The sequence below is a fragment of the Bacteroides sp. FSHCM14E1 genome (genome assembly GCF_019633785.1).
Classification (GTDB): Bacteria; Bacteroidota; Bacteroidia; order Bacteroidales; family Bacteroidaceae; genus Bacteroides; species Bacteroides hominis.
On record NZ_JADKYL010000006.1, the window covers coordinates 59,521 to 82,540 of the forward strand.

Annotated in this window: 21 protein-coding genes and 1 riboswitch; of the genes, 9 read left to right on the forward strand and 12 right to left on the reverse strand. The window is 45.2% G+C overall.

Features of this window, described 5'->3' with window-relative positions; all coding sequences use genetic code 11:
- The first annotated feature begins 210 nt into the window (after window positions 1-210).
- The 7 genes from ISX59_RS11060 (at window position 211) to ISX59_RS11090 (ending at window position 9,479) form a co-directional block, all read left to right on the forward strand.
- Window positions 211-891 (forward strand): HlyD family secretion protein, encoded by a 681-nt coding sequence (locus tag ISX59_RS11060; protein ID WP_220575916.1) that lies wholly within the window; start codon window positions 211-213, stop codon window positions 889-891.
- Window positions 888-2,417, forward strand: coding sequence for a DHA2 family efflux MFS transporter permease subunit (locus ISX59_RS11065; RefSeq protein WP_220575917.1), 1,530 nt, complete (start codon window positions 888-890; stop codon window positions 2,415-2,417). The genes ISX59_RS11060 and ISX59_RS11065 overlap by 4 nt, the downstream gene beginning before the upstream one ends.
- A 108-nt stretch (window positions 2,418-2,525) precedes the next feature.
- Window positions 2,526-3,713 (forward strand): DUF418 domain-containing protein, encoded by a 1,188-nt coding sequence (locus ISX59_RS11070; RefSeq protein ID WP_044300259.1) that lies wholly within the window; start codon window positions 2,526-2,528, stop codon window positions 3,711-3,713.
- 383 nt (window positions 3,714-4,096) lie between these two features.
- Complete coding sequence (locus tag ISX59_RS11075) at window positions 4,097-4,417, forward strand: hypothetical protein (RefSeq protein ID WP_005820610.1); 321 nt, start codon at window positions 4,097-4,099, stop codon at window positions 4,415-4,417.
- 70 nt (window positions 4,418-4,487) lie between these two features.
- Window positions 4,488-6,791: a TonB-dependent receptor gene (locus tag ISX59_RS11080; RefSeq protein ID WP_022012602.1), complete on the forward strand. Its 2,304-nt coding sequence runs from the start codon at window positions 4,488-4,490 to the stop codon at window positions 6,789-6,791.
- A 169-nt stretch (window positions 6,792-6,960) separates the two neighbouring features.
- Window positions 6,961-7,169, forward strand: a riboswitch (cobalamin riboswitch).
- Between the two features lie 63 nt (window positions 7,170-7,232).
- A complete protein-coding gene (locus ISX59_RS11085; protein ID WP_022012603.1) occupies window positions 7,233-8,210 on the forward strand; it encodes a methionine synthase in 978 nt (325 codons plus the stop codon).
- Between the two features lie 159 nt (window positions 8,211-8,369).
- The gene (locus ISX59_RS11090) at window positions 8,370-9,479 is read left to right on the forward strand and encodes a cytochrome-c peroxidase (protein ID WP_032540490.1); all 1,110 of its coding nucleotides are present in this window, start codon (window positions 8,370-8,372) and stop codon (window positions 9,477-9,479) included.
- Window positions 9,480-9,532: 53 nt separating this feature from the next.
- Here ISX59_RS11090 and trxA read toward each other — a convergent pair whose 3' ends face one another.
- The 6 genes from trxA to ISX59_RS11120 form a co-directional block, all read right to left on the reverse strand.
- Entirely contained in the window at window positions 9,533-10,018 is a 486-nt protein-coding gene (trxA, locus tag ISX59_RS11095) for a thioredoxin (protein ID WP_005778368.1), read from the reverse strand.
- Window positions 10,019-10,039: 21 nt separating this feature from the next.
- On the reverse strand, window positions 10,040-11,074 hold the full coding sequence (locus tag ISX59_RS11100; RefSeq protein ID WP_005806662.1) for a TQO small subunit DoxD: 1,035 nt from the start codon (window positions 11,072-11,074) through the stop codon (window positions 10,040-10,042).
- A gap of 12 nt (window positions 11,075-11,086) precedes the next feature.
- A complete protein-coding gene (locus ISX59_RS11105; protein ID WP_005778363.1) occupies window positions 11,087-11,302 on the reverse strand; it encodes a DUF6132 family protein in 216 nt (71 codons plus the stop codon).
- Between the two features lie 295 nt (window positions 11,303-11,597).
- On the reverse strand, window positions 11,598-11,960 hold the full coding sequence (locus ISX59_RS11110) for a DUF2023 family protein (RefSeq protein WP_005778362.1): 363 nt from the start codon (window positions 11,958-11,960) through the stop codon (window positions 11,598-11,600).
- A gap of 21 nt (window positions 11,961-11,981) precedes the next feature.
- Window positions 11,982-12,491: a flavodoxin FldA gene (gene fldA, locus ISX59_RS11115; RefSeq protein ID WP_022012605.1), complete on the reverse strand. Its 510-nt coding sequence runs from the start codon at window positions 12,489-12,491 to the stop codon at window positions 11,982-11,984.
- A gap of 127 nt (window positions 12,492-12,618) precedes the next feature.
- Window positions 12,619-13,794, reverse strand: coding sequence for a phosphoribosylaminoimidazolecarboxamide formyltransferase (locus tag ISX59_RS11120; protein WP_005806659.1), 1,176 nt, complete (start codon window positions 13,792-13,794; stop codon window positions 12,619-12,621).
- Between the two features lie 207 nt (window positions 13,795-14,001).
- Here ISX59_RS11120 and ISX59_RS11125 point away from each other — a divergent pair, with 207 nt between their 5' ends.
- Window positions 14,002-14,706 (forward strand): hemerythrin domain-containing protein, encoded by a 705-nt coding sequence (locus ISX59_RS11125; RefSeq protein WP_005778355.1) that lies wholly within the window; start codon window positions 14,002-14,004, stop codon window positions 14,704-14,706.
- Entirely contained in the window at window positions 14,696-15,304 is a 609-nt protein-coding gene (locus ISX59_RS11130) for a response regulator transcription factor (RefSeq protein WP_005806654.1), read from the forward strand. The genes ISX59_RS11125 and ISX59_RS11130 overlap by 11 nt, the downstream gene beginning before the upstream one ends.
- A 557-nt stretch (window positions 15,305-15,861) precedes the next feature.
- Here the strand turns inward: ISX59_RS11130 and ISX59_RS11135 are convergent.
- The 6 genes from ISX59_RS11135 to ISX59_RS11160 all read right to left on the reverse strand — a co-directional run bounded on the left by ISX59_RS11135 (window position 15,862) and on the right by ISX59_RS11160 (window position 22,892).
- Complete coding sequence (locus ISX59_RS11135; protein ID WP_022012607.1) at window positions 15,862-16,491, reverse strand: DapH/DapD/GlmU-related protein; 630 nt, start codon at window positions 16,489-16,491, stop codon at window positions 15,862-15,864.
- Between the two features lie 16 nt (window positions 16,492-16,507).
- Window positions 16,508-17,401, reverse strand: coding sequence for a hypothetical protein (locus ISX59_RS11140; protein WP_032537034.1), 894 nt, complete (start codon window positions 17,399-17,401; stop codon window positions 16,508-16,510).
- A 16-nt stretch (window positions 17,402-17,417) separates the two neighbouring features.
- Window positions 17,418-18,581 carry a sugar transferase gene (locus ISX59_RS11145; protein ID WP_005778348.1) on the reverse strand — a complete coding sequence of 388 codons (1,164 nt, stop codon included), beginning with the start codon at window positions 18,579-18,581 and terminating at the stop codon, window positions 17,418-17,420.
- On the reverse strand, window positions 18,582-18,947 hold the full coding sequence (locus ISX59_RS11150; RefSeq protein WP_032530046.1) for a PleD family two-component system response regulator: 366 nt from the start codon (window positions 18,945-18,947) through the stop codon (window positions 18,582-18,584). It abuts the gene before it with no gap.
- 305 nt (window positions 18,948-19,252) lie between these two features.
- Window positions 19,253-21,679 (reverse strand): LruC domain-containing protein, encoded by a 2,427-nt coding sequence (locus tag ISX59_RS11155; RefSeq protein ID WP_032540492.1) that lies wholly within the window; start codon window positions 21,677-21,679, stop codon window positions 19,253-19,255.
- 166 nt (window positions 21,680-21,845) lie between these two features.
- On the reverse strand, window positions 21,846-22,892 hold the full coding sequence (locus tag ISX59_RS11160; protein ID WP_005778344.1) for an asparaginase: 1,047 nt from the start codon (window positions 22,890-22,892) through the stop codon (window positions 21,846-21,848).
- Between the last annotated feature and the right edge of the window lie 128 nt (window positions 22,893-23,020).

Consider the following 23,020-nt stretch of genomic DNA (forward strand, 5'->3'; position numbering starts at 1 on the left):
ATTCTAAGTTGTTGATTACTATAGTAAATACTCTGTGCTACTCCGTGGTGAAAAGACTTTCGACGCACCTCCATGACTTAAAAATCACTCTGTGTTACTCTGCGCCTTCTGTGGTGAGTTTTTCAGTGGAATCCGATTCCTTTTTCTTCCCTTTCCAAACCTTTTCTTGCGGATTTTGTTTCCATCCTTGTAACTCTAATCCCAATAATTATGGACGCTGCAAATACATCGAATACTTCTGATAAGAAAAAGTTTATCTGGCTGGTGATATTGCTTATCATCGCTTTTGTCGTTGCCATTGTATGGTGGTGGAACTATCGGAAATACGTCTCTACGATAGACGCAAATCTCGATGGCGGCCGTGTCAACGTTTCCGCCCGTGTGATGGCTCCGCTGTCTGCGGTCTTCAAACACGAAGGAGACAGCGTGAAGAGAGGTGAGTTACTGGCCATGCTGGACAGTACGGCGACTGAGAATTACCGGATCGTTTCGCCGGTAGATGGCCTGATAGCCAAACAGTGGGTGGTTCCCGGCGATTTGTTGCAGCCGGGCGAAAACATCTTCACTCTGAACGAAGGTAAAGAACTCTGGGTGGCTGTCTATTTGCAGGAGACTAAATTTAACGAGATCCGTATGGGACAATCGGCCCTTTTCACCCTCGACGCCTATCCCGGACTGACGTTTTATGGAAAGATTTTCTACATCGGTGCCAACGCTGCATCCGAGTTTTCCCTGATTTCTCCCGATAATGCTTCCGGCAATTATACGAAGGTAGCCCAAAGAATTCCATTGAGAATCTCAATCGACCGGGTGGAAGGGAAAGAGAAATTGAAAGCAAATCTCCGCCTGCTTTCGGGGATGTCTGCTAACGTGAAGATTATCAAAGAATGAAAGAAGGTTCTTCTTATAAGTGGATCGTACTGGGCAACATTATGATAGGCACCTTTATGGCGGTGCTCGACTCTACTGTTGTCAACACCGGACTGCCTGTGATAATGGGTACGCTCGGTGCGGACATCAATGTGGCCGAATGGGTACTGACGGGATACATGCTTTCGATGGCAAGTATTCTGCCTGCCGCCGGATGGCTGTCCGAACGCTTCGGTTATAAAAAGATCTATTTCTTATCCTTGCTTGTCTTTACAGCCGGCTCCTTCATGTGTGGAAGTTCGTCCACTATCGAAGAACTTATTTTCTGGCGGGTGATCGAAGGTTTTGGATGTGGCATGCTCCTTCCCGTCGGTATGGCTATTGTGAGCGATGTATTTCCGCCCGAACAACGGGGGACGGCATTGGGATTCTGGTCTATCGCTTCCGCCGCTTCGGTCTCTTTTGGTCCTACCATTGGTGGATACCTGGTTGATTACATGGACTGGAACTATATCTTTTACGTCAATATCCCGATAGGGATTCTCGCTTTGATCGTAACTGCCATTGTACAGAAGGAACATGTGAAAGGAACCAAAGTTCCCTTCGATATTCCCGGTTTCATCACTTCTGCCATTTTCCTGCCTGTCTTTATGTATGGGCTTTCCGAAGTCAATTCGTCCACCAACTCCATGGGATGGAACAGCCCCGTAGTGCTCGGAGCTATGTGGATTGCGGTGGTCACCTTTATTTTGTTTCTCTACTTTGAGTTCACTGTCAGGACACCGCTTATCAATCTGCGCCTGTTTGTTGACAAGGACTTTGCGTTATCCAACCTAATCCTGTTTGTCTTTGGTATCGGTATGTTCGGCAGTACGTTCCTCATTCCTCTTTATTTGCAGGACAATCTGGGGTACTCTGCTTTGCAGGCCGGTATGTTTTTTATGCCTGTGGGCATTATCCAGGGAGTCGCTTCGCCTTTATCGGGTAAACTGATGCAGCGCATCAATCCCAAAGTCTTTATTGTGTCGGGCATTCTGTTGATGGCCGTCAGTTTCTATATGAACTATTACCTCTCTTTCCTGACCGAAAAGTGGTATATTATGCTGAGTCTCTATTTGCGTGGGTTGGGTATGGGCTTGCTTTTCACTCCGTTGCTGACTCTGTCGTTGGTGAATATCCGTAACAGCGATATGGCACAAGCCTCCAGTATCACCAATATTGTCCGGCAGATGGGAGGAAGTTTTGGGGTGGCCATCTTCAGCCATCTGCTGACGCAGCGTACGGCTTTTCATACACAGCGATACAGCGAAGCCCTGAACTATACAGGAGACGTATACCGCCAGACTATTCACTCTTTAAGCCGCTTCATAGAACATACGGGAGTCAACACACCCGATACCGCCAAGGAAGTGGCAGAAATGCTGGTACTGAAGCGTATCGATCTGGAGGGATATATCAGTGCCATCAACGACGATTTCTTCATTGCCTTTATTGTCACGTTGCTGTGCGTTGTTCCGGTACTGTTTCTCAGGACGAAAAAAAGATAATGTATGTAGTTTCGTACTTACATATAGGTATGAAGTGAATGATTTATCACTTCATTTTATTACTTTTGCCACTTATTCAATAACCGTATCTTAAAAACAACAAAAAACATGCGACAAACAATTGCTTCAAAAACTCCCCGTATCGAGGTTGTAGATGCCTTGCGCGGCTTTGCCGTAATGGCGATCCTGCTGGTTCACAACCTTGAACATTTTATCTTTCCTGTGTATCCCGATGTTGCTTCCCAGCCGGAGTGGCTCAATATTCTCAACGAAGGAGTGTTCAGTGTCACGTTTTCCCTGTTCGCAGGAAAAGCCTATGCCATCTTCGCTCTGCTCTTCGGATTAACGTTCTACATACAATATGCCAATCAACAGAAGAAAGGGAAAGATTTCGGTTACCGTTTTCTCTGGCGTCTGCTCCTGCTGGGTGGTTTTGCTACCTTGAATGCAGCGTTCTTTCCGGCGGGAGATGTCCTGCTGCTGTTTTGTGTGGTCGGTATCTTTCTGTTTATTGTCCGCAAATGGAGTGACCGGGCAGTATTTATCCTGGCTGTCTTCCTGCTGTTGCAGCCCGTGGAGTGGTACCACTACGTGATGAACCTTGTCAATCCGTCCCATTCCTTACCCGATTTAGGAGTAGGGCAGATGTATGCTGAAGTGGCGGACTATACTAAAGAGGGAGATTTCTGGAAGTTCATCTGGGGGAATGTGACCTTGGGGCAGAAGGCGAGCCTGTTTTGGGCGATAGGTGCAGGGCGTTTCCTGCAAACGGCCGGACTGTTTTTGCTGGGAATGCTGATCGGACGGAAACAATTATTTGTCACCTCGGAGAGTACGACCCGTTTTTGGGTAAAAGCACTGATCTGGTGTGCTGTGTTATTCGGTCCTCTCTATCAGTTGAAAGTACAATTGACGGATGCCGGTCAGCCGGACATGATACGCCAGACGGTGGGTGTGGTGATGGATATGTGGCAAAAGTTTGCTTTCACCATTGTGCTGGTTGCTTCGTTCGTATTGTTATACCAAACGGAAAAGTTCAAGAAGCTGACTGCCGACTTGCGCTTTTACGGTAAGATGAGTCTGACGAACTACATCTCCCAGTCCATTGCCGGAGCCATTATCTATTTCCCGTTTGCGCTCTATCTGGCGCCTTATTGCGGGTATGCCGTCAGTTTGCTGATCGGTTTTCTGTTCTTCCTCTTGCAGGTTCGCTTCTGCAAATGGTGGTTGAAAGGACATAAGCAGGGACCGTTGGAAAGCCTTTGGCACAAACTGACCTGGCTTCGTTCGGAATAAACAAAATTCACCACAGGGGACACAGAGGACACAGAACGAGATTCAAGCCGCTGATTATCAATATCAACAATCAGTGGCTATCTGTGTAGTCCTGTGGTGAAAAGGCTTTTAGCACAGCCCTTCTGTTGTATGACACCGTTCTACTTGCCATCCCATTGTTTCCCTTTGCATGGACCATACTTGCAATAGAGTCCTTTCCGTCCTTTTTTCTTTTTCATGTCCTATATCACATTTTCTTAATTAATAATGATGAAAATGTGTGAACAATCTACCTTGAAGCGGTGTTACACTTATTATCCCCATAAATAGGGATTGTTCCGTAAGGGAATACTTCTTATCTTTGCCACAAAACTAAACGGATGAAACAATGCTGTCAGAACATAATGCGATGGTTTTTGCCTGTACTCTTTATATCGTACATGGCAGGTATCACGCTCTTCACCCACTCACATGTAGTGAACGGGGTGACCATTGTCCATTCGCACCCGTTTAAGAAAGATTCTCCCCATAGTCACACCACAGTCGAATTTCAATTGATTCATTTGCTGAACCATGTGGTGACTACCGGAGCCGGTCTCTTCTTTCTATCCCTTCAGTTTATTGCTTGTCTGCTCTATACGCTTTCGTGGCGTCCGGAGAGGGCAGGATACCATTCGTCTGTTACAGGCGTGGTATCGTTGAGAGCGCCGCCTTCAGCCGTATAAAGCATCTCTCTCACTCTTACTGCTTTATTTAGAGAAACTTATTTAGTAATTTTACTATCCAGAAACGAAAATGAAGAAATACATATTTTTCCTCGTTAGCCTGTGCTGTGCCTTGTTGCCGGCTATGGCCGACCAACCGGAACACCCGGAACTGAAAGCTTCCGATGCGAATATCATCGGACATGTACTCGATAAAAAAACGGGTGAACACCTCTCTTATATAACGATTGCTCTGAAAGGAACCACGATTGGCACCGTGACGGATGCCACCGGACACTATTTCCTTAAAAACCTTCCCGAAGGGGATTTCGTCCTCGAAGCCAGTTCGGTTGGTTATAAAACCATCAGCCGCAACGTCACGCTTAAAAAGGGGAAGACGCTTGAAGAAAACTTCGAGCTGGAAGAGGATGCCGTAGCCCTCGACGGAGTGGTGGTGTCTGCCAATCGAAGTGTGACCAAACGGAGGCTGGCACCTACGCTGGTCAATGTGGTGGATATGAAGATGTTCGAGAATACGAACTCGCCTACACTCTCGCAAGGACTGAACTTTCAGCCTGGTGTGCGTGTGGAGACGAATTGCCAGAACTGCGGGTTCCAGCAGGTGCGCATCAATGGTCTGGACGGCCCCTATACGCAGATTCTTATCGATTCGCGTCCCATCTTCAGTGCCCTTTCCGGTGTTTATGGTTTGGAGCAGATTCCTGCCAACATGATTGAGCGGGTAGAGGTGATGCGTGGTGGAGGTTCTGCGCTGTTTGGTTCGTCTGCCATTGCCGGAACCATCAATATCATCACTAAAGAGCCGTTACGCAATTCGGGGCAGTTGGCACACACCATTACTTCTATTGGCGGCAGCTCGTCTTTCGACAATAATACCTCGCTGAATGCTTCGCTGGTGACCGACGATCACCGAGCAGGACTCTATGTGTTCGGTCAGAACCGACATCGCGATGCGTATGATCACGACGGGGACGGTTATTCCGAAATGCCTAAACTCAAAAACCAGACAGTAGGTTTCCGTTCGTTCCTGAAAACAAGTACATACTCCAAACTAACGTTTGAGTATCATCACTTGCAGGAGTTCCGCCGTGGCGGCAACATGCTGAACCGTCCGCCTCACGAAGCCGATATTGCCGAGCAGATTCAGCATTCCATCAATGGTGGGGGATTGAAGTTCGACTATTTTGCTCCGAACGAAAAGCACCGCCTGACACTGTATACATCGGCACAGCATACGGACCGCGACAGCTATTACGGTAGTAAAAAGGACCTGAATGCCTATGGAAAGACGACGGACCTGACCTTTATCGGCGGTTCCCAGTATGTGTACAGTTTCGATAAATGCCTCTTTATGCCTGCCGATCTGACTGCCGGGCTGGAATATAACCGTGACAATCTGAAGGATGATATGTGGGGATACAATCGCTATACCAGGCAGACGGTGAATATCGGTAGCGCTTTCTTCCAGAACGAATGGAAAAATGAAAAGTGGAGTATCTTGCTGGGCGGACGTCTGGACAAGCATAATCTGATCAACCATGTCATCTTCAGTCCCCGTGCCAATTTGCGTTTCAATCCTACACAGGACGTCAACCTCCGTCTGAGCTATTCTTCCGGATTCCGTGCCCCCCAAGCTTTTGATGAAGACCTGCATATTGAGAATGTGGGCGGAACGGTGTCTATGATTGAGCGCGCCAAGAATCTCAAAGAAGAGAAGTCGCAGAGTTTCAGTGCTTCGGCGGATATGTATCACCGCTTCGGTGCTTTTCAGGTGAACTTCCTGGTAGAAGGTTTCTATACCAAGCTGTCGGATGTGTTTGTTCTCGAGAACATCGGAGTGCGGGACGGGATTCTGATTAAAGAACGTCGCAATGGTTCGGGAGCGAAAGTGCTGGGACTGTCGATGGAAGGAAAAATGGCTTACCTCTCTTTGTTCCAGTTGCAGGCGGGAGTCACCTTGCAGCAAAGCCGCTATGACGAACCCGAAAAATGGAGTGAAACGGCACCGGCTCAGAAGAAGATTTTCCGTACTCCGAATACCTATGGATATTTCACGGCAACCTATACCCCTGTCAAACCGCTCTCCGTTTCCTTGTCGGGAACCTATACCGGTTCGATGCTGGTGCAGCATATGGCAGGTTATATCAAGAATGACATAGCGGTCAATACGCGCGATTTCTTCGATATGGGAGTTAAGTTGGCCTATGATTTCAAACTTTATAAGACGATAGGCCTCCAGTTGAGCGCCGGTGTACAAAATGTGTTCAACGCTTATCAGAACGACTTTGACCAGGGAGTGGAACGTGACTCCGGATATATCTATGGGCCGGCTGCTCCGCGAAGCTATTTTGCCGGAGTAAAGATCAGCTATTAAGCCCGTTGCAATTAGTCTGGAAACCGAGGCTCTGCCCGGTTGAAACGAAGGCTCTGTCCCGGTCGGACGGAGCCTTTGTTCTGTCCGGACAGAGCCTCGGTTTTACTTCGGCAGAGGCTCCGATTGAAAAAAGTATCTCTCTGAACACAAATATCTGATTTATTGTTTTTATATTTGTCGGCAGATTGGTTCGCCAAAGCTTTCCTGCTTCTGGCGATTAAAAGGGAACCGGGTGTGACTCCCGGACAGTCCCGCTGCTGTGAGGCTTTAATACAAACATTCCGATCGGATACTCTTTTGCCACTGGCTCGTGTAAGCCGGGAAGGCGTTCGGAATGGAAGCTAAGTCAGAAGACCTGCCACTCTCGCTGATAAGTCTTGGTTCCTCGTGGGTTAGGAGCAAAGCACAATAGTAACAATCAATATTAAAAACGTAGAGCGTATGGAAAAAGTAGTTCCTCCGTTCAAAGTAGACGTTGCCGGTACTTTTCTTCTGCCTCCTGCATTGAGAGAAGCCCGTGAGCAATATCGAAACGAACAAATCAGCCTGCTTACTTTGCGTGCTGTCGAAGATGCCGAAATACGGAATCTGGTAGACAGACTGAAGGCAGAAGGGCTGAAGGTGGTCACCGACGGCCGTTTCCGCAGTGATGCGTGGCCGCTCGACTTTATGTGCGGATTGGATGGCATCCGATTCCGGGATGACAGAAAGACTTCTGTCGAACTGACCGGCAGGATCGATGTGCATCGTCATCCGGTGCTCGATGATTTTGTTTTTCTTACCGGGGTAACCGGCGGAGATGTAATAGCTAAGCAGGTGCTTCCGGCGCCTTCGCGCCTGCTGGCCGAATTGATGAAGGACGCAAACCGGACGCAACTGGATCTGATTTATCCCGAACTCGAGACATTGCTGGTGGATATTGCACAGGTGTATCAGAAGCTGATTATGGAATTGTATAAATCGGGATGCCGTTATCTGCAACTCGATGACGCAACGCGCACGGTGACAGATAATGCTATTCGTGTCAACAACATGGCTTTGGAAAATCTGCCTGCCGACCTTTACATCGCTTTTCACTCGCCTACCGAAATGCTTTTCTCACTACAGGGCATCAATGCTTTTTTCCTCGACTATGATTCGGAATGTTGTGGCAAAAACCGTTTGCTGTGGTTCATACGGGAAAAGCAATCGGTTTTTGGTTTCGTCCTTTCCCATTATCCCGTAGAGGAAGAGTTGGAAGAACTAAGGGCTAAGATCGACCAGATTGTACGTTATATTCCCTCGCATCGCTTCTCACTCTGCATTCCCAATGCTGAGGTACTAACTTCGGAATCTTATGAAGAGGCTGAGGAGAAGCAATGGCATACGCTGAAAATGGCTGAAATGGTTGCGGGAGAACTTTGGCCCGAAGAGGAATAGAACTTCTTTATAACTATAGTATATTTTCGTGGAACAGATTCGTAAGAGCCTGTTTAGAGGGGCCCGGGCGATGTGATTTCGACCGGGCTTTTTTATACCTTTTTCAGAAAATGATGTATCTTTGAACCCTGAAACAACTATATCCCTGTTTTTACAACTATGATGACACATAAACTACTATTAGCCGCACTGATGGGTTCTGTCTGCATCTCGTGCGGACATCCGCCTCACAAAGGCGGAAGTGAAAAAGAAGCGTTGGGTAAACTCCTCTTCCATGATACTTCGCTCTCTGAACCATCCGGACAGTCGTGCGCCACTTGCCATGCCGTCTCCCGGGGATTTGCCGATGAACAGTCGCGTGCCATATCCGAAGGCGCAGTGCAGGGACTCTTTTCTCAGCGCAATTCCATGTCGGTATGTTATGCCGCTTTTGTGCCTGAGTTACATTATGATGATGAAGATGAAAGCTATGTGGGAGGCCTGTTTTGGGACGGCCGTTCTCCTTCTTTGCAGGATCAGGCGGGTGTTCCTTTGCTGAATCCGGTGGAAATGGGGAATAAGGACAAACAAATGGTGGCCGAAAAGGTGAGACGTACTCCGTATTATGACCGTTTGATACGGATATATGGCGAAACGGGTAATGCCGATTCGCTGTTTGCTTACGTTACGGACGCACTGGCGGCTTATCAGTCATCCAAAGAAATCAATCCTTTTACATCCAAGTACGATGCCTATAAAAAAGGAAATTATCAGCTGACCGCACAGGAAGCGCGTGGAAAGGAGCTTTTCAAGGAGAAAGGGCAATGTGCCGAATGCCATGTCCTGGATCGTGACAAGCGGGCACACCGCACGTTGTTTACCGATCATACTTATGATAATCTGGGTATACCGAAGTTGCCGGATCATCCGCATTATAAGGTGCCGGCAGAATATTTCCTGCTAACTGCCGATTCGGTGGATTTGGGGTTGGGGGCTATTGTCAATGCTGAAAGTGAGAATGGCAAGTATCGTGTGCCTACGTTGCGCAATGTGGAACTCACGGCTCCATATGGACATAACGGTTATTTTAAGACACTTGAGGAGATTGTGCATTTCTATAATGTGCGGGACGTGAGTGATGATTTTCCACCTGCCGAGTATCCTGCTACCGTGAACAAGGATGAATTGGGAAATCTCGGACTGACACAGGAAGAAGAAGCCGACATCGTGGCCTTTATGAAAACGCTGACCGATGGCTACATGAAAGTTCATAGATCAGAAAAACGATAAATTCCCAAAAAACGGCCTCAGTACCGGTTTGCCGGGTGAGGCCGCATCATCGTTTATGGTTTCAATAGAACTTTATCGATATACCCTTTTAGTTGCTCTTTGGATAAAGCCCCCATGCTTACTTGGGGCTCTCCCTTCATCGGTACAAACCAGAGGGTGGGAATACTCTGTATGCCGAAAGCCTTTGCCAGTTCCGGTTCTTTGTCTACATCTACTTTATAGATATAAATCTTTCCGGCATACTCTTTGGATAATTCTTCAAGGATCGGAGCGACCATTTTGCAGGGACCGCACCAGTCGGCATAAAAGTCTACGATAGCCGGTTTGTCACCCAGGTATTTCCATTCCTTCGAATGGTTTTCATAGTCGGCCACCTTCTTTAGAAACTCTGCACGAGTCAGGTGGATGGTTCCCGGTTGCGGTTTTTCCGTTTGTACCGTATCTGCGCCGGCAGTTGTCTTGTTCTCGGATGTCCCTTTGCAAGATGCAAAGGCCAGCAATCCTATAAATAGGAAGGGGATAAGAATGCTCTTTTTCATTTTTCTGCTTTTTAATGGTTATTAATGGACGATCTCTTTTTTCCAGGTGATGCCACTGATATCGGTCAGTACCAATTCGTATTTTCCTTTGGGCAAAGTTCCCATAGCCGGATCATTGACTGTAAGGGTTGCTTTGCTTCCGAGCGGAATCACCAGGCTATGCTTACCCGGAGCTACCCGGGCAATGTATTTGTTATCGATATTTCCGATTGGGAAGTCAGCCAGTTCTTCTCCTTTCTTTTCTAACACAACGTGTCCGTTGGCGTCTTTCAGGCTGATACCGATCAGGAAAGAGCCGTATACATCGGCACCTTCAACACGATAAACACTGAATGACAAAGAGTTGTTCTCTATTTGTGCGTCGGATATTTCAATCTTCGGTTTGACGGACTTATTGTGCAGTGGTCCCCAGACACCGTTGTGAAACTCTTGGTTGGTGTACAGGGTCAGTACGAAGATGACGATGGCACCTGCCACACTGATATTGGCAAAGCGTTTGGTCTTTAAAGGTAATTCTCCGGAGGTCAGCCATACCAGCCAGCCTGCTTTCTTCCGTAAGGCGAATTTTCGCTCTGTCAGATAATCGACCGAGTATCTTCCACCACCGGAAAGGAAGATAGTGAATCCGGCAGCTACTCCCAGAATACCGATCTGCCATTCGTCCAGGCAGGTTGTTCCTAACCATCCGGATCCTAAGAGGATACCGGTGGCCAGACTGAATACACCGATACTCATCAGGCGGGTGAAGAACCCTAACATATAGAGTAACCCGACTACCCCTTCGACAAGGGTGAAGATCACCATTGCCCACCACAACATATCGGGGGTGGATACCAGATATTCGATTACCGGACGGATACCTATCGAGTTCGGAAGGAAATGGTTGAACTTTTCTCCGATGTATCCGGCACTGTCCGGTATCAGTTTATTTTCGAGTACAAGGCGTCGCCAGAAGGCTGAAAAGTAAGTCCATCCCACTACGAGGCGCAGTGAAAGCGTAAACATGCCTGCAAGTAAGTAGGCTCTTGATTGTTCTTGTTCGTTTGCGGTTGCCATAAGATGTGGGGATTAGTCGGTTCTTTTCGGGGTACTGCCTGTCTTAAACAGGTTCAGAAGTAATCCGCCCATCACAGCTCCCCAAAGGGTGCTGTTGACCGGCGAGGAGGTAATGGGACAAGTGCCGCCGGTGCAGCCTACGTATTTCCAATACAGGAATCCTCCTACAGCTCCTATTGCCAGTCCGACAAATGTGAGCAGGTTCTTTTTGAAGAATGCTTTAATCATCTTGTTTTCGGGTATTTTTAATTAATTGTTTTCTTATAAAACAAATTTCCTGCGGAAAGTACTACGGGGATAACATTCTTTATGAAATAGAGGTAGGCGAAACCGGCACGGTTTATCAGGCGACTGTGTGGTTGTATGGGGGCAAGTGGGCTCGCTACAATGTGACACAGAGTTCCGCAGGGCTGGCTGTTATTTTCCCTCTGCGAAACTCTGTGTCATCCTGTTGGTTCATTCCGGCGTGGCTGTATCCTTCTGCCGGATGAACCGTGTCCTTGTACTGAAAACAATCTGAAACTTAGCCGGCAATCTTTATATTTTCTTTTTTACTGCAATATCGTTTACATTGTTGGCAGATATCGTATCCGAGCATAGCGCCTAATATGAAATCTTCTTCCGGAGTGAGATGGTTCAAAGGCCGAATAATGATATGCCGTATGGCTTCCATACATTCGGCCTTACCAAAGAACAGATTTATCTTATTGGTGTTTACTTCTTGTATCAGGTAACTGATATTCTGTTTTTCCAGACGTTGTATGGCAAACGCTTCGTGCTCCTTATTCATGGTGTAGAGCACCATGTTGCGTATCCCTTTCTTGAATTCGTATACATGGTTCAGGAAAATTCGTATTTCACCCGGAACCTTTCGTTCGATAGCCATAACGTTCGTCGGAATTTTAAATTAGTTGATACATTCTTTTTTTAAAGATTCAGTCCATTGGGCAATACGCTTGTCGGTCTTGTTGTCTTCGTTAACTTCATCCAAAGGAAGTCCCACGAATTTGCCGTTGACTACTGCGACAGAAGAGTCGAATGTGTAGTCGGACGGGTCGGTTGCTCCGCAGAAGGTGCAATGGGTGTCTTTCAGCTCTTCGTACAGGATACCGATGCCGTCGCAGAAGGTATCGCCGTATGAATCTGAGTCTCCGCAACCGAAGAGCGCTACAAATTTGTGAGACAGGTCGGCCTTCTTCAGCACTTTAATGCCATCATACCAATCATCCTGAAGTTCGCCTGCTCCCCATGTAGAGGTGCCCAGCACTAATACATCATACTCTTTCACTAACTCGTCGTTCAGTTTTGAGGCATCGTGGATGTCACCTTTAGGAACGTTCAGTTTTTCTGCAATCCGGCGGGCTACATCTTCGGTAGTCCCCGTTGTGGAACCGTAAAATACTCCAATTTTATTCATTTTCTGATCTTGTTTTTAAATGATGTGGCAAAGATAAGAGGTTCGGAAGAAACAGAAAATCCCCATTTATAGTGGAAATAACAGGGTAGTTATCACTATAAATGGGGAGTAAAGGGGGCGATTGTTATTAATGATGGAATAGCCGGATGCCCGTAAAGGCCATCGCTATGTCGTATTTGTCACAGGTATCTATCACATGGTCGTCACGAACTGATCCACCGGGCTGGGCAATGTAGCTCACGCCGCTTTTGTGCGCACGTTCAATGTTGTCTCCAAAAGGAAAGAAGGCATCCGAGCCTAAAGCTACGCCCGATTGCGTATCGAGCCATGCACGCTTTTCTTCACGGGTCAGCACTTCCGGTTTCCGGGTGAAGAACTGTTCCCATACGCCGTCGGCCAGCACATCCATATAGTCGTCCGAGATATATACGTCGATCGTGTTGTCACGGTCGGCACGGCGTATCTTTTCTTTCCAAGGCAGGTTCATCACTTTCGGATGTTGGCGCAAATACCAGATGTCGGCTTTGTTTCCGGCCAGGCGGGTACAATGGATGCGTGATTGCTGTCCTGCACCAATGCCGATGGCTTGCCCGTCTTTGGCATAGCATACGGAGTTGGACTGTGTATACTTCAAAGTGATCAGGGCGATAATCAAGTCACGTTTGGCATCAGCCGGAATGTTCCGGTTCCGGGTAGGCATTTCTTTTAGCAGGCTTTCGTCAATCTTCAGTTCATTGCGTCCCTGCTCAAATGTAATGCCGAATACGTCTTTATGTTCGATGGGGGCCGGACGGTATGCCGGATCTATCCTGATTACATTATAAGTACCTTTCCGTTTGTTTCTCAGAATCTCGAGTGCCTCCGGAGTGTAGCCGGGAGCAATGACTCCATCCGACACTTCACGGTTGATGATGCGGGCTGTCGGTTCGTCACAAACATCAGAAAGGGCGATGAAATCTCCGTAAGATGACATCCGGTCGGCACCCCGGGCACGGGCGTACGCAGTTGCCATCGGAGAAAGTTCCATGTCATCTACGAAATAAATCTTCTTCAATGTTTCGCTCATTTCCACTGCTACCGCGGCACCTGCCGGACTTACGTGCTTGAATGAAGCGGCAGCCGGAAGTCCGGTTGCTTCTTTCAGTTCTTTCACTAACTGCCAACTGTTCAAGGCGTCCAGCAGATTGATATATCCGGGTCTGCCGTTCAGGACCTCGATGGGCAGTTCGCCTTCCTTAATAAAGATACGCGCGGGTTTTTGGTTGGGGTTACAACCATATTTCAGCTCCAGTTCGTTTGTCATATTGTTATGTTTTAGTTGATTGATGCAAAGGTAAAAAATAGTGGTGAACGATGAAGGATAATCCATGATTTTGTTGTTTACATGCCGTTCTGTTTCGTCATTTCTTGTGTTTTTTTAGTTTATTTATCGTGAAAATACCTATTTATAGTGATTGCGTACCATCTAAATATTGTGTTTCTTTGCACCCGTAATATAATTAAGGTGTTGATGGATAAACTACAAAAATATAAACCAACCGATAAAATGATCGACCTTATCGGTGATAATTATTCTCTTTTACAAGTTATGAGCCGCTTTGGGCTTTCATTAGGGTTTGGTGACAAGACAGTGAAAGAGGTCTGTGAGATGAACAATGTAGATTGCCATACATTTTTGGTTGTTGTGAATTTCATGGCTGAAGGGTTCTCACGTATGGACGGCAGTGCCGACGATATTTCCATACCGGCTTTGGTCGATTATCTGAGACAAGCGCATATCTATTTTCTCGATTACTGTCTGCCGGCCATTCGGAGGAAGTTGATTGAAGCCATTGACTGTTCGCAGGACGATGTTTCATTCCTTATTCTGAAGTTCTTCGACGGATATATGCGGGAGGTACGCAAACATATGGAGTATGAAGAAAAAACAGTGTTTAAGTATGTGGATACGCTGATTCATGGCAATGCGCCTAAGAATTATCAGATCAGCACTTTCTCAAAACATCACGAGCAGGTAGGAGAGCGGCTTACGGAGCTGAAAAACATTATTATTAAATATTGTCCGGCCAAGGCAAATACCAATGTGCTGAATGCAGCCTTGTTTGATATTTATGCTTGTGAGGAAGGGCTTGAATCACACTGTAAAGTAGAAGACTATTTGTTTGTTCCTGCCATTCTGAAACTGGAAAGGAGGATGCGAGAAAATGAAAAATAACGAATCAATCCGTATAGCTGTAGCCGAGACGTCGGTGATTATTCGCAGTGGCCTGACGCTGGCTTTGAAACGTTTACCCAATCTGAAAATTCAACCGGTAGAACTGCTGTCGGTAGAGGCACTCAACGATTGCCTGCGTACACAGTTCCCCGATATATTGGTGGTCAACCCTACATTTGGCGACTTTTTCGATGTGGCACGTTTCCGTGAAGAGACTGCCGGCAAGGGAATCAGGGTAGTGGCATTGGTCAGTTCGTTTATCGATGCTTCGCTGCTCAGTAAGTACGATGCGTCCATTTCTATTTTCGATGACTTGGAGGCGTTGGCCAATAAAATCAATCTCTTGCAGAATATAGAACCCGAAGAAGAGGAGGATAGCCAGGAGGCTCTGAGTCAACGTGAGAAAGAGATCGTGATTTGTGTGGTGAAGGGAATGACCAATAAGGAAATTGCCGAAAAACTCTTTCTTTCTATCCATACGGTGATCACACATCGCAGAAATATCAGCAAGAAGCTGCAAATACACAGTGCGGCCGGTCTGACCATCTATGCTATTGTAAATAAGCTGGTTGAGCTAAGTGACGTAAAGGATTTATAGCTCTAAAAGAATGTTATAAAACATAAAACCGCTTGTCGGGTTAGAAAAAAGCCGTATCTTTGCAGTGCAGTTGGGAAATTGCTTTTTAAGGTAAAATAGAATATTAGGTATTAGATAAAGATTTAAGGTATTAAAAGTTTCAAGTGATTTTCAATTAGGTAAAGATTTTTAAAGGTAAAAGAATAATAGGTATTGAGAGTTTTTAGGTAAAAAGAAGATTGTGTTTTTAGGAATTTTGAGGTATTAAAGAAAAGCCTTTATGGCTTTTCTGATGTGGGGCGGGTAATTCTACTGAAGAATTTACTCGTTTTTTTATGTCCGGATTTTACTGTTTTCTCTTCACTGTCTCATATCCGGTTGATCTGTCCGGTAACCATATAAATAACAAAATCCCGACGAAATCACTTCGGCGGGATTGTTCCTTTTACTCAAATGTGGCTACGTAATAAAATTATGACTAATTAATTAAATTCTGATACTGCAAAGATAGCGTGTTTTCGCAGTTGCCACAATCCCCTTTTTAGGGTATATTACGTAAGATATCTCACTATATGTAGTTACTTTCGCCCATTCGGGCTTATTTTTTCCCAGATTTTGCTTTGCGGATTGAACTGCTTGATCGCTTTGGCCGGACTGCCTGCACATACGGAGTAGGGGGGAACAGAACGGCTGACAACACTTCCTGCGGCTACCACCGAGTGCTTTCCCAGTGTCACGCCGGGCAAGATGACTGCATTGGCGCCTACCCACACGTCATCTTCAATCGTGACGGGCCGAGTGCTCACTCCTTGTTCATCTATACGTTTGTCTGCATCCTGATAGTTATGGTTAAGACCGGTCACCGTTACGTTCTGTGCCAGATTTACATGGTGACCGATGGTTGCAGGGCCGATAATTGTGTTTCCCAGTCCGATCCGGGTATAATCACCGATAATCAGGTCACCCACCGCATTGTTCAGACACGAAAAATCTTCTACTACCGAGTATTTTCCAAGAGAGAAAAGGTTGAACGGAGGGAGGTCGAGGCGTACGCTTCGGTATATCACGGAACCTTTTCCCCGCTTCAGGTAGAGAAAAGAGAATATGCGTATCCACCAGTTGGGACGTGTTTTCACCGGATGCATGATGAATCGGTGTACGGCTTGTTTAAGTGCAGGGTTCTGTTTGATTGTCTCTTTCAGTGCCATAGTCGGGGAGAGTTGGTTATTTCTTGGTTTTCTGTCCTACCAGATAATCCGGGATAGCCAGACATACGATGAATATCAGGACGTAAAGTAAGGCCCACCACTTTAAAGACAGAGTCCAGTTGTAGCAAAGCAACAGTATTGCGATGAAAAAAATGGCGGTTAAGCCTGTTCTCCAGGAAGGCAGAACCCATCTGAAAATCTTGTTGCAATAATCCCAGTGTGCCGTGAGCATTGCTTCCGGAAGTGCTGGGAGAGCCTTGGAGAATCTTACTTTATATTGTGGGATACGTATGTCATTGCTGTAGACTTTTACCGTTTCCAGATATTCGACGAAGATGCCCTGCCGGACTAATCTTCTTTCCAGATTACTCTTACGGCTCTTTTGGTTCTTCTTCAGCCATGCCAGATCTAACACCATATCCGTACCACATAAGGCCGATGATACTCCCAGGCGGATGGCTCCTTTCCGGAAGAAAGAATGATTGATTTCTTCGTTCAATGCCTGAAAGTATTGCTTCCGGGTAGAACGGTTTTCTGTGATAGGATGAAGTTGGATAGCTCTGGCTCCTCCATCGAATGCTTTATTTATTTCATTCAGAAACGCAGGTTCAATCCAAGTTGTTTTTCCGAGGATGATTACGGCATCAAAATCCTTTTCATCCAGCGTACCTACGGTTTCTGTCAGGTCTTCGTAAGTGAATACTTTATACAGCTCTTCCGGATAGTCGGGCGAAAAAGAGAAAGGAGTATCCGTAGGGAACAGAATGGCAAATCTATGTTTCTTTCCTGTCTTCGGGTATCGCGTGGCATTCTTTAAAGAAGCTGCCACTGCCGGTATTCCCAGATAGATGGTAAACAGGCTGAAGCACAGAAACAGAATAAAATCTGTTATTTGAATAAAAGTATCCATAGTTTCATATGTACGGTTATACGTTCTCTTTTTGTATAAACGCCGTGAAAGTTCTCAGGATAATTTTCATATCCAGTTGGAAGGAGAACGTTTTGGCATATTTTATATCCAGTTGCTTACGTTCATCAGCGGACATCTTCCCACTGCTTCCGCGTTTTTCTACCTGCCAAAGTCCCGTTAGTCCGGCTGGTCCCATGAAGCGGTCGATATATTCATCGCTTGTCAGCAGTTCGGCTTCGTAAAGCGGGAGAGGGCGGTTGCCCACGATGGACATATCTCCTTTCAGGATATTGATAAGTTGCGGCAGTTCGTCGATGCTGTACTTACGGATGATGCGTCCCACTTTGGTGATGCGGGGATCATTCTCCAGTTTAACGAACGCATTTTTCTTTTCTACGGACTTTTTATTTGTATAGCTTTGTTCGGATATGACGAAATCATCTGAAATAAGCATGATTTCTTCCTCATTCAGCTCCATATCATCGCTGATCAGCAGTTCTTCTTCCGCCGGGTTCTGTTCCTCCTCCTCGGCCTGATATTGGTTAAGCTGGTTGAAGTCTCTCAGATGTTTGTCCGCATCGGTATACATGGAACGGAATTTCAGGAAATCGAATATTTTGTAGTTGCTTCCTACCCGTTTGGATTTATACACTACGGCACCCTTACTCTCCATCCGGATGGCTAACGCTGTGATTAACAGTATCGGAGATAAGCAGAGTATGGCTATCGACGAGAAAGTTATATCAAATAATCTTTTCCATAAAGGCAGTCTGAAAGCTTGTAAGTTCGATCCTTTTTCGTTGATATCGTTAATTTTTTGCTGTTTCCGTCGCATCATAAACTCCGACATGTTTTTAAATGCTTCGGAGGTAGAATCAAACGACATTGAATTATTGATACCGGCTTTCAGATAGACGGGCCTGTCTTCTTTATTGATTCCTTCAGTGACAAGGACGATGTATACACCCGGGAATTTTTTTCTCAGATACTGGATCTCAGGAATATCTTTTGATAGATCCCGTTCTTCGAAAAGGATCGCTATATCATACTTTTCACGAATCTTATCGATAAATTCGCTCGCTTTCTTGCTGTTTTGAATGGCATAAAACGCACCTTCAGCTATCTTAGAGAAATGTTCGATAGTAGCAGTATGTCTCCCGATATAAATGAGATGTGGCATTTAGTCTATGATTTTTCTGACACGGATTTTTAGCTCCATGGGGTTGAAAGGTTTCAGGATATAGTCTTCGGCTCCTTCTTCCAATAATCTGATTCTTTCGGTTGTACTTTCTTCACTGGAGAGCATAATGACGGGAATGTCTTTGAACAACTCATTGTGCTTCAGGTAATGCAGGAATTCATCTCCTCTCATCTCCGGCATTCGTATGTCTGATATTATCAGGTCCGGTAAATTACCTTCATATAACCATTCAATTGCTTTTATCGGATTTTGTACATACTGGCAATCGTAATCTTTGCCTAAATAGATTGACGCTACTTTACCAATCGTTTCTTTATCGTCAACAAGTAATATCTTCTTTCTCATAATGTGATTAAGTATCGTTATGATGTTTGCTTTGTTGTTTGTTTAAGTGTAAGATAGAGTATATTTACTCAGTACTGCAAATATATATAATATTTCTGTAACAATGTTCTCTAAAAGAAGTGTTTTTATCTGAAGGCTCTCTTTTAGACACGAAAAGAGGCTGGGTCGAAACTATTTTCACCACGGAGTAACACAGAGTAGCACAGAGTCTTTTTGCTAATAATCAACAATTTAAAATTGCCTCTGTGTTACTCTGTGTCCTCCTGTGGTGAGTTTTGACACAGCCTTCTGTTCAATAGTCTGTTCTAATTTTTATTGGTCTGGAACACTTTGGTATTATCAAAATCGTTCCACCACTTTGTGTTATTCACTCCACCGCTGGTTACCCATCCGGCAAACTGTTTATATGCATTTTGAATCTTTGTATATTCTAACGGCCATTTAAATTGGGTGGGAACTATGATGCCCCATGCCAGATTATCTTTGCTGATATAATATTTCTTTCCGTTTACGGAAGATGCATCATTGTTGCCTCCGAACAGTTCAGTATTTGCCAGTTTGGTTGGCTGATATCCGGCTACGTGGATCTCTTTTCGTTTGCTGCCTCTGTCAGTGATGATGAAGAGATTCAGTTTGTTTATATTGAGTGCATCACTGCTTGGTGCCGATGCCGGGTCGAATCTGAGTGTAAAGTTGATGATCTTGGAGTCCTTTTGGTTATTGTCACTACCGGAAACTGTATTGACGAACGAACCTGCCGGGCGCTCCATCAGTGCATGAGCATTGTCAAACAAGGGAACTACCGCATAGTCCTGGCCTTTCTCTATATTCTTATCAGTAAGGTCGAATGATATCGGACGATAGTTGTTTGCGTAAGTAACAGGCTGCGTGATGGCAGATGCCGGAATTTCGTCGAACATGATGGCGGCTGCAATTGCTTTCTGGGCACCGACAGCAGTTAACTCAATCGTCAGGTCGAGTTCTGTGATCTTATTCCATTTGTCTATACTTGTCTTTCTGTGTTTTATTTCCAGAACGATATCATTCATGTCGTAGTCTCCATACAGAGGCCACTGGTCTTCAAACAGGTATGTATAATTATGGTTGTCATCCACAATAATCGGGAAGTTAGGATCAGAAGGTTCCGGAGCAGGATCCGGCAGTTCCGTTTTTCCATTGCAGCCGGTTATGATGATATCGGGCTCGCTTGAAAAGATCACCTCACTTCCCGCTTGATACATGTCATTATGGGAACAATTGATTTTACCGCTGATATAAAGTTGACCACTAAACTTATTTGACCAGTTATCGATCTGTAATTTATCGGTCACTTTCAATAGAGAAGCTTCATCTCCTTCGCCTATAGCTGAAAAACTGGAGTTAATGGTTATTTTTTCTGCTTTTATCATTGAACCATTGGCCAACGTCAATTTGGCGTTGTCATAAAAGTATATATCATCAGCTTCTTCAAAATAATCCTTATTTTTGTCATCTTCTTTTTCTTCTGCTATGACTCCATGATCCAGATAAATAATGCCTCCTGCTTTCATATGTTCTACAAAGAGCATGCAGTTATTATATAGGGAACCTCCCGCTTCACCGCTATCATATGTATCGAATTCCATTTCTCCGAAGTTCACGTTCTTACTTCCGGCTGCTGTATATTTCTCCGCTTCCAACTCACTTCCGGCAGCATTGTATACAATTGAAGAAGTATTCAATTTTATTTCTTTTTCTACATCTAATTCTCCGAAATTATGAATACTTCCTCCTTTAGAGGCATCTATATTGTGTTTAACATCTACTTTATTCCCATTATAGAGGAGATCAAAAGAATTTAATAGTAGATTATCCACTTCTATTTCACCGAAATTACAGATCGTACTTTGCGTATTACCTTCCAATTTAGCTATCTTAATCTTGGCTCCGGATTGGATCGTTAAATTACTTGCATTCTGTAGTTTCAGGTCTGTTCCCTCAATCGTTCCACCCTTCAGAACAATAATATCCAGGTAGTTTTGGGTAATGGCTTGTGCCGGTTCCCAGTTTCCTTGTATATAGACAGTCGCTCTGTTGGAGTTGCTGAGAGAGGTATCTTTAAATTTTCCTTGGAATTTTCCGGTTACAATATAGGCTTTCCCTCCTTCCAAAACTTGGGAAGAACTTGTTATCGGGATAGCTCCATTGGTGTCATAGCTTTGTTCTGCTCTTTTAGGAATGTCAATTCCTCCGTTATTCCCTCTGGTGGCTACCGAAGCTCTCGTTTTGATGGCAGACGTACCTGTAAAAGAGCATTGAACATGGGAAGTTGATTCGCTGATTTCCACTTGTTTTATCTGGTCCCTGCCACGTGGGTCAGTCTGACGGACATAAAGATACTTTATATCCTTGGAAGACACTACTTCGGTCTGATAAGCTTCTCCTTTCTTGGCAACTCCTTTGGCTAAAGTATTGTAGGGATCCTCTGCTGTTGCTTCAAGCGGATTTTTATCTAATATTTCTACGGTATAATAATACTGTCCGTCAAACTCATCATCGACTTCCACGCTAAATTTTATGGAATTTGTAGACGACCAGTCGAATCCCGCCGGAGCACTGATATCCTCCATGGGATTGGGAGTTTGATAAGAGGGGTCATAGAGATCTTTGTTATCATCAACGCAAGCTGTAATGCACGCCGTCGATAGGATCATTGACGATGCAAAAAATAGTTTGTTAATTGTTGTTTTCATATTTGTTTGTTTTGTTCAGTATTTGCAAATATTCGACACAAATGTACAACTATTAATCGGCCTGTATTGTTTGAAATATAACTTATTATAACGTCATTAATATTTTTTAGGAATAATACGATCCGGTGATAACGAAGATGCCAAAGAGGCCTGGTGCATGGAGTGTTTATTCGGTCCTTTTGGTTATTTCGCCGATCAGGCAAGAATTCATTTTATACCTGATCTCTTTATTGTCGAGTCCATGCCCTAAGAGGAACATTAATTTGGTGACCGCACATTCCGGTGTGCTGTCGTATCCGCTGATGACTCCTGCCTGAAGCAGCTGGATACCGGTGCCATAGCGTTCCATTTCGACGGCACCGGAGGCACATTGAGTGATATTGACGATAATGATGCCCCGGTCCGTAGCGTCTTTCAGTTCCCTGATAAACCACTCTTTCTGGGGTGCGTTGCCCGAACCGAATGTTTTTAATACTACTGCCTTTAGTTCCGGCACATGGAGCAGTGCAGATACGATCCCTTCCTGAATCCCGGGGAAGAGTGTCAGAATGACTACGTTCGTATCGAACAGATAGTGAGGTTTCAGAGGCTTGGTCAGATCCGGTTTGCGGATCAGGTTAGGTTCATATTTAATATGGATGCCTACTCGTGCCAATGGGGGATAGTTGAACGAGCGGAAAGCGTTGAAGTTTTCAGCATTGATTTTAGTCGTGCGGTTGCCACGCATCAGATGGTTTTCAAAAAAGATGCAGACCTCGGGAACGATTGCGGTGCCATCCGGGTTTTTGGCTGCTGCAATTTCAATAGCTGTAATCAGGTTTTCTTTGCCGTCTGTGCGTAGTGTACCGATCGGGAGTTGAGAGCCGGTCAGGATGACAGGTTTACTCAGGTTCTCGAGCATGAAGCTGAGGGCAGAAGCTGTATACGCCATTGTATCGGTGCCGTGAAGGATGACAAACCCATCAAAAGAGTCATAGTTATAGTTTATAATCTTAACCAGTTTGGCCCAGAATGCCGGTTCCATGTCCGAAGAGTCAATAGGGGGATCAAACTGATAGGAAGAGATGCGGTAATTGAATCTTTTCAGTTCGGGTACGTGCTTTAGTAGATGGTCGAAATTAAAATTTTCCAGAGCACCGGTTTCCGGGTTTTCTATCATTCCGATAGTTCCACCAGTATAAATGAGTAATACGGAGGGGTAATCTGCTTTCATATCTGTATCTTTTTTGCTGTTTCGCCGACAAAGATACAAAAAAGAACTATAAACTATAAACTATAAACGATAAAAGAGACTGTGTCGAGATTCTTTTCACCACGAAGTAGCACAGAGTATCACAGAGC

Bases quoted from the DNA above. Each gene is read 5' to 3' on its own strand.
- ISX59_RS11060 (WP_220575916.1), top strand. From the start codon at position 211: ATGGACGCTGCAAATACATCGAATACTTCTGATAAGAAAAAGTTTATC.
- ISX59_RS11065 (WP_220575917.1), top strand. From the start codon at position 888: ATGAAAGAAGGTTCTTCTTATAAGTGGATCGTACTGGGCAACATTATG.
- ISX59_RS11070 (WP_044300259.1), top strand. From the start codon at position 2,526: ATGCGACAAACAATTGCTTCAAAAACTCCCCGTATCGAGGTTGTAGAT.
- ISX59_RS11075 (WP_005820610.1), top strand. From the start codon at position 4,097: ATGCGATGGTTTTTGCCTGTACTCTTTATATCGTACATGGCAGGTATC.
- ISX59_RS11080 (WP_022012602.1), top strand. From the start codon at position 4,488: ATGAAGAAATACATATTTTTCCTCGTTAGCCTGTGCTGTGCCTTGTTG.
- ISX59_RS11085 (WP_022012603.1), top strand. From the start codon at position 7,233: ATGGAAAAAGTAGTTCCTCCGTTCAAAGTAGACGTTGCCGGTACTTTT.
- ISX59_RS11090 (WP_032540490.1), top strand. From the start codon at position 8,370: ATGATGACACATAAACTACTATTAGCCGCACTGATGGGTTCTGTCTGC.
- trxA (WP_005778368.1), bottom strand. From the start codon at position 10,018: ATGAAAAAGAGCATTCTTATCCCCTTCCTATTTATAGGATTGCTGGCC.
- ISX59_RS11100 (WP_005806662.1), bottom strand. From the start codon at position 11,074: ATGGCAACCGCAAACGAACAAGAACAATCAAGAGCCTACTTACTTGCA.
- ISX59_RS11105 (WP_005778363.1), bottom strand. From the start codon at position 11,302: ATGATTAAAGCATTCTTCAAAAAGAACCTGCTCACATTTGTCGGACTG.
- ISX59_RS11110 (WP_005778362.1), bottom strand. From the start codon at position 11,960: ATGGCTATCGAACGAAAGGTTCCGGGTGAAATACGAATTTTCCTGAAC.
- fldA (WP_022012605.1), bottom strand. From the start codon at position 12,491: ATGAATAAAATTGGAGTATTTTACGGTTCCACAACGGGGACTACCGAA.
- ISX59_RS11120 (WP_005806659.1), bottom strand. From the start codon at position 13,794: ATGACAAACGAACTGGAGCTGAAATATGGTTGTAACCCCAACCAAAAA.
- ISX59_RS11125 (WP_005778355.1), top strand. From the start codon at position 14,002: ATGGATAAACTACAAAAATATAAACCAACCGATAAAATGATCGACCTT.
- ISX59_RS11130 (WP_005806654.1), top strand. From the start codon at position 14,696: ATGAAAAATAACGAATCAATCCGTATAGCTGTAGCCGAGACGTCGGTG.
- ISX59_RS11135 (WP_022012607.1), bottom strand. From the start codon at position 16,491: ATGGCACTGAAAGAGACAATCAAACAGAACCCTGCACTTAAACAAGCC.
- ISX59_RS11140 (WP_032537034.1), bottom strand. From the start codon at position 17,401: ATGGATACTTTTATTCAAATAACAGATTTTATTCTGTTTCTGTGCTTC.
- ISX59_RS11145 (WP_005778348.1), bottom strand. From the start codon at position 18,581: ATGCCACATCTCATTTATATCGGGAGACATACTGCTACTATCGAACAT.
- ISX59_RS11150 (WP_032530046.1), bottom strand. From the start codon at position 18,947: ATGAGAAAGAAGATATTACTTGTTGACGATAAAGAAACGATTGGTAAA.
- ISX59_RS11155 (WP_032540492.1), bottom strand. From the start codon at position 21,679: ATGAAAACAACAATTAACAAACTATTTTTTGCATCGTCAATGATCCTA.
- ISX59_RS11160 (WP_005778344.1), bottom strand. From the start codon at position 22,892: ATGAAAGCAGATTACCCCTCCGTATTACTCATTTATACTGGTGGAACT.